The following is a 6304-nucleotide window of genomic DNA, read 5'->3' on the forward strand; positions in this document are numbered from 1 at the left end:
AGGTGCTCCTTTCTTTGGGATTGTAGTTCTCGCAAACTCAATTATACCAAAGGCTGGAGCCCTTTTTGCATTTAGTAACTAGATTTTACTTTCGTAATTCAGGATTATACTTATAGATGATAATAATTTCTGATTTTTGGAAAGTGGATGATGACCTTCGTATATTTCCCATCTTCTGAATGAATGGAAAGGTCATGTCCTAATTTAAGAGCCATTTCTTTTGCAAGGTAGAGACCTAAACCGGTAGATTTGGCATGACTTCTCCCAATAGATCCTGTAAATCCTTTTTCAAATACGCGGCTGATATCCTCTGGCTTAATTCCAATGCCTGTATCTTGAATCTGTAGCCGCTTTTCTTTTAGATCTTCCTCAAATTGTACGGAGATTTCCCCGCCTTCACCTGTATATTTTAAAGAATTTGAAAAAACTTGATCCATAATAAAACCAAGCCATTTACTGTCGGTATGGACAACCTGTTCAATATTGTCCATATGAAAACGAATTTGCTTGTTAATAAAAGATTTGGCAAATTTCTTTACACTGTTTTTAGCAACTTGATCCAACACTACCTCGGAAATAAAATAATCTTTGGAAAAAGAATCAATGCGAGAATAATAAAGAGCCTGCTCCACGTAATTTTCGATTCTATCCAACTCATCTTCAAACTTGTCCACAAGGTATTCAACAGTTCTTCCATTACTGTTTTCCATAAGCAAGCGACCTGCCGCAATCGGAACCTTGACTTCATGAATCCAAGATGTAATAAAGTCTTGATGATCCATTTTTTCGTTATACAACTTTTGTAATTGATCGCCATGCACACTATTTACTTTTTTTAATAACTCAAGATATAACAGTTGTTCATCGTTTCGCGGTTTAGGCAGAGTTGCGAGAAATTCTTCATGATTACTTTCAACCAAATCATTTAATTCCCGATAAAATTCTCTATTGTAATAGTATTCGATGATTACGTATATAGCTACAATAAAAAAGATAACCACATTGGTATATACGATATTACTTACAGTGTTTCTGGAATCTGTGCTCACAATCGTCATCAAAGAAACAAAGAACATAATGATCACGTTTAATATAAAGAAATTCCGTTTATCTTTTAGATATTGAAAGAAACTCATTGGATAATATAACCTTGTCCTTTCTTAGTCATAATGAAGTGTTCTTTTCCAAGTTCAGCAAGCTTTTTACGCAGACGAGCAATATTAACCGTCAATGTATTTTCGTCTACGAAATTTTCATTCTTCCAAAGGCTACGCATCATTTTCGTACGACTGACGATGGTTCCTTTATTTTTCATCAGGATTTTCAAAATAAGAAATTCTGTTTTCGTGAGTTCCGACTTTCGATCTCCATGTAAGGCCTCTCCGTTCTCAAGGTTTAATATAATTCCATCATGTTCGATTGTCTTAGACTGTGTTTCCATGTAGGAATACGTTCTGCGGAGGAGTGCATTAATTTTTGCAATCAATACATCCATATGGAAAGGTTTTTGAATATAATCATCTCCTCCCATGTTTATCGACATCACTATATCCATTGGTGTATCACGGGAAGAGAGAAAGATCATAGGGACCTTTGAAATTTCTCTGATTTTATTACACCAGTAAAATCCGTCAAACGATGGCAAATTGATATCCATGATGACTAGGTGAGGATCATGATTAAGAAATACCTGCATGATTTGGTCAAAGTCTTCGATCTTAACGGTTTCAAAACCCCACTTTTCTAATGTTTCCCCTACCATATCACGAATGGTCAAATCATCTTCCACAATCATGATTTTCATTCCTCTTCCCTCCAAACAATCATCCTTCTTTAACATCATATTAATTGAATATCGACCAACATACAAAGAAAATATCGTGTTTAAACATATTTTTTATCAATGTGACGAAAATGTAAGGTTACGAGATCAAGCTGTAAGTTTATATAAAGGGCACCTATTGTAAAATAAAAACGTAAAACAAAACAACTCTGAATGGAGGATTTAAATATGAAAACTATTGTCGAAGCAAAACAAATAAAAAAAGTCTATGGTGCAAAGGGAAATGTATTTTCAGCTTTGGAGGATATAGACTTAACCGTCATGGAAGGTGAATTCGTCGGTATTATGGGTCCCTCGGGTGCTGGTAAATCAACTTTACTAAATATATTGGCAACAATTGACGAGCCGACTGCTGGTGACATCGTGGTTGACGGAATCAATTTGACAAAGATGAATGAAGAGCAATTATCTGCCTTTCGCCGTGACAAACTTGGTTTCCTTTTCCAAGACTATAATTTATTAGATACTCTAACTGTGAAAGAAAATATTATCTTGCCGTTAGCCTTGGCAAAATTGAACGTTAAGGAATTGGAACGAAGAGCAGATGAAGTGGCAGATAAGTTTGGCATTCGCGACATTTTAAATAAGTACCCGTATCAAATTTCTGGGGGACAAAAGCAACGCACGGCAGCATCACGCGCGATTATTTCAAAGCCAAACCTAATATTGGCAGATGAACCAACAGGTGCGTTGGATTCGAAATCAGCAACAGACTTATTAGAAAGTTTAAAGGATCTTAATGAACAAGACAAGGCAACAATTTTAATGGTTACCCATGATGCTTATGCGGCAAGTTATTGTAATCGCGTCCTATTTATTAAAGACGGTAAAATCTTCACAGAACTTGTGAAAGGGAAAAGATCCCGCAAAGAATTTTTCAACAAGGTGTTGGATGTTCTATCAGCACTGGGGGGTGGAGCAAATGACGTTATTTAGTTTAGCAAGGAAAAATATTAAAGGTAACTTCAATAATTATTTTGTCTATTTTGTTACGCTCGTCTTCAGCATGGTTATTTATTATACGTTCACTTCCTTGCAATATAGCGAAAAAATTCAGGAAAGCATTGAATTGTCGGATACAATGAGTTTCATGTTTGGGGTATCATCAATTATCTTAATTTTATTCGTAGCAATCTTTATTTTGTACTCCAATTCATTCTTCACAAGAAAAAGGAAGAAAGAAGTCGGATTGTACGCCATACTTGGTTTACGCAAGAAAACCATTGCAAAAATGTTATTTTATGAAAATTTGATTATGGGAATCATTGCAATAGTTATTGGAATTATTCTTGGAACCTTACTTTCCAAATTATTTGCAATGATTTTAATAAAACTTATGGGTTCAATTGCCGAGGTGGACTTCGGTATTTCCATTCTAGCGATTACCCAAACAGTCATAGTCTTTATGGTCATTATTTTATTCACTTCCGTTCAAGGTTACCGTTTGATTTATCGTTTTACATTAATCGAATTATTCTATGATGAGAAAAAAGGTGAACAAATTCCAAAGGTTTCACTTATATCGGCTGTTATCGGAGTTATATTGCTTGTCGTTAGTTACTGGCTGATATTAAAACCATTTCCTGACGAATTTACTACGGAATATTTAATGAAAAATTATGGTATTGCTTTTGTTGCTCTCGTCATTGGCACCCATTTATTTTTTCGATCTGTAACGGTCTATTTATTAAGATTATCACAAAAAAATAAGTCGCGTTATTACAGAGGAACTAGAATAATTGAAACATCTCGCTTACTGTTTCGTATTAGAGGGAATGCACGTACCTTTACAGTCATTGCATTGTTGAGTTCTGCAACGATCTGTTTCTTAGGTGCAACTTACAGTGGGTATTACAGCAACGAAAAAAGAGCTGAGGAAGTTGTTCCGTTCAGCTATTCGCATTTGTCAAAAGGTCCAGAATTTGATTCGCAGGTGGAGAGAATAATAAAAGCAGATCATCGACATCCAATAAAAGCCCAACTAGACATACCCGTCATTCAGGTAAAAGGAATACTCTCATTTCAACTGGATTATGACATAAATCCTGTGCAATTAATCTCAGAAAGTACATTTAATAAAGCAGCGAATGCTTTAAATAAGGATGAAACAGTCTTACTATCAAGAAATCAAGCAGCAGTAATCCAGCCAAGGTTTACTGAATATACGAAGTCGGTTTTTAAAGGAGAAAATATAACGATTCAATTGCCTCAAGGAAGCAGCGAACTGCCATTTGTTCATATGGTTGAAAGTAATGTGCTACCTTTCGATTATCCCGATTTCTTTCTCGTAGTCAGTAACGAAATGTTTGCTGAGATAGCCAAAAAAGAGGCTCCATTAACTTATAAAGTATATGAAGTGGAAAATGAAGTAACGGCACAAGCCACATCAAAGAAAGTAAATAAACTGGTTGGAAACGATTTTCAAGTTTCTTCATCATTTTATACGGAGTATAAGCAAGGTAAAGAAGGAAACGCAATTACTCTTTTTATTTTTGGATTTTTGGGGCTTGTATTTTTAGCGGCAAGTGGAAGTATCATTTATTTCAAACAGTTAACAGAAGCGAATGAGGCGAAAGGACAGTATGAAATCCTTAGAAAAATCGGTGTCAATAAAAAGGATATACGTAAATCAATCAAAAGGCAGTCATTATTTGTGTTTGGATTGCCACTAACCGTAGGAATATTGCACAGTTGTGTGGCATTGTACTTTACTAGCAACTTTATTTCTAATCTCATTGGAATCAATCTTATCTTCCCTATTCTAATGGCTATAGTCTTCTTTGTTATCATCTATGCAGTCTATTACGTATTAACTGTTAATACGTACAATCGCATTGTAAACAAATAAGAGCGAAACATCTCTCGAATGTTCGGTTCGGGGGGTGTTTTGTCATGTATTCCTTTGTTAAAAAAATCCTCATTACTCTGGAATCTAGACCGATTATATTATTGAAGATCAATTGAACATCCTTAAATCTTCTAACAACAAAAAATGATAACTCCTATACAAAATGTATCGCCAATAGAAACACAATTCAGTCTGTAATATCAGAAATGATGCCATATTCTTTCATTAATTTATTTTTAACCATGTAATATTCTTTCTTGGTAATCAATTTACGGGTTAGCAGTTGTTTTAACATAGCAATTTGCATACTATAAGGAATCAAGTTCTGTTTCAAAAAACACGCCCCCTTATAATTAATCAATTAAAATCAGACGGCTGTTGGTACAGCTCCACGGGAATTTCACCCCTGCAAGTATTCCTTCCAGCTCTACTCATAGCTTGCGACGCTTTGAACGCTCGAACCATGACGGTAGAGGAGTATCATTATCTATACTGATGGGTTATCGCCAACAATCCACCACGATTGCATTAGATTCATAGATTATCGCTCGTTTCTAACGAAAGTCATGGCGTATGAATCAAGTGGCTCGTCATCAGTAGAATGTATCTGATTTTTTAGTTTATACTGCACAGCGTTATCTTCCGTGCTTTCTTTGTCAAAGAACAAATATATGATTAATGAAAGGGAAAACCTAACCATTCTGTATTCAAATTTTGAAAGCTAAAACAGATTGCATAAGCTTCGCTCGTAAGCGTTCGCGTGTATCTTCATCGATACCCCAATAAGTGTTTCCTTGTTCATCACGGAGCTTACGCATGGATAGGCTTGTCATATAGCTACCATAATGTAGAACAACTACTTTCATTGCTTCTGGCTCACCCTTATTTGCAGCTAAAATAATTGGGTACGGCAATAAACCACGCTCGTTGTTTCCAACATTAGAATTAATCACTCCGCTCATCTGCATGTTCCTCCAAAAATCGTCTTAACCTCTTGAAAGAGCTTGTCCTCCTATACTGAACGGTACTACGTGGAATACCGAGTAGTTCAGCTATTTCTACATCTGATTTGTCAAAAAAGTAGTATAAAAGGACAGTCTTACGCTTTTCTTTTGGCAAAGTACGCAACGCTTCAGCGAGTAATTTCGGAGTTATTTTCTTTCCAGCCACTTGAAAACTTTGTCCTTCTTCTCCTTCATATTGCTTATCTAAGGTATAGAGTTGATTTTCTTCTTGTGGTGTGAGATCAGAAAATGTCATCTCCTTTGCTTGTCGTTGTTGTCTTTCATTAAAAATATTAATTGCTTCATTCTTCAATACACGTTTACAAAAAGCATTAAATGCACAGCGAACTTGCCACTCGGTACGATCTGGTTCTATCATGCATTTCCTCTCCCTTCGCAACTGCAAAGGTGGGTGATGATTTCCCCTTTCATAACCTTCAACAAGATTTTTTATGAAATGCCAAAAATAAAAGCAATATTTTTAAAAAAAATATTTCAGACTGTAGAGGCTGTCCAATAAGTCCCTAAAATAGAACAGGTGGCGAAAAACGAATCGTTTTTCGCCACCTGTTCTTGTATTTTTCTCATTCAATACTGAAAGTAGCACGC

Annotated in this window: 7 protein-coding genes; 2 read left to right on the plus strand and 5 right to left on the minus strand. The window is 35.6% G+C overall.

Annotated elements, in window-relative coordinates; all coding sequences use genetic code 11:
- Positions 1–110: 110 nt before the first annotated feature.
- Together drcS and drcR are read right to left on the minus strand one after the other, a co-directional pair.
- The gene (gene drcS / locus ACFQ38_RS11795; protein ID WP_077113179.1) at positions 111–1136 is read right to left on the minus strand and encodes a daptomycin efflux sensor histidine kinase DrcS; all 1026 of its coding nucleotides are present in this window, start codon (positions 1134–1136) and stop codon (positions 111–113) included.
- The gene (gene drcR, locus ACFQ38_RS11800; RefSeq protein WP_018705604.1) at positions 1133–1804 is read right to left on the minus strand and encodes a daptomycin efflux response regulator transcription factor drcR; all 672 of its coding nucleotides are present in this window, start codon (positions 1802–1804) and stop codon (positions 1133–1135) included. Before drcR ends, drcS begins: the two co-directional genes overlap by 4 nt.
- A gap of 207 nt (positions 1805–2011) precedes the next feature.
- Between drcR and drcA the strand changes: the two genes are divergently transcribed.
- On the plus strand, positions 2012–2779 hold the full coding sequence (gene drcA / locus ACFQ38_RS11805; protein WP_018705605.1) for a daptomycin efflux ABC transporter ATP-binding protein drcA: 768 nt from the start codon (positions 2012–2014) through the stop codon (positions 2777–2779).
- Positions 2766–4691, plus strand: coding sequence for an ABC transporter permease (locus ACFQ38_RS11810; RefSeq protein ID WP_018705606.1), 1926 nt, complete (start codon positions 2766–2768; stop codon positions 4689–4691). Before drcA ends, ACFQ38_RS11810 begins: the two co-directional genes overlap by 14 nt.
- A 187-nt stretch (positions 4692–4878) precedes the next feature.
- On the opposite strand, the gene ACFQ38_RS11815 is transcribed toward ACFQ38_RS11810, so the two are convergent.
- From ACFQ38_RS11815 to ACFQ38_RS11825, 3 genes are all read right to left on the minus strand, one after another.
- Positions 4879–5025 (minus strand): hypothetical protein, encoded by a 147-nt coding sequence (locus tag ACFQ38_RS11815; RefSeq protein ID WP_018705607.1) that lies wholly within the window; start codon positions 5023–5025, stop codon positions 4879–4881.
- 373 nt (positions 5026–5398) lie between these two features.
- Positions 5399–5653: a helix-turn-helix domain-containing protein gene (locus ACFQ38_RS11820; protein ID WP_018705608.1), complete on the minus strand. Its 255-nt coding sequence runs from the start codon at positions 5651–5653 to the stop codon at positions 5399–5401.
- Positions 5637–6074: an RNA polymerase sigma factor gene (locus ACFQ38_RS11825; RefSeq protein WP_326168720.1), complete on the minus strand. Its 438-nt coding sequence runs from the start codon at positions 6072–6074 to the stop codon at positions 5637–5639. The genes ACFQ38_RS11820 and ACFQ38_RS11825 overlap by 17 nt, the downstream gene beginning before the upstream one ends.
- Positions 6075–6304 lie beyond the last annotated feature (230 nt).

Source organism: Sporosarcina contaminans, assembly GCF_042679045.1.
Classification (GTDB): domain Bacteria; phylum Bacillota; class Bacilli; order Bacillales_A; family Planococcaceae; genus Sporosarcina; species Sporosarcina contaminans.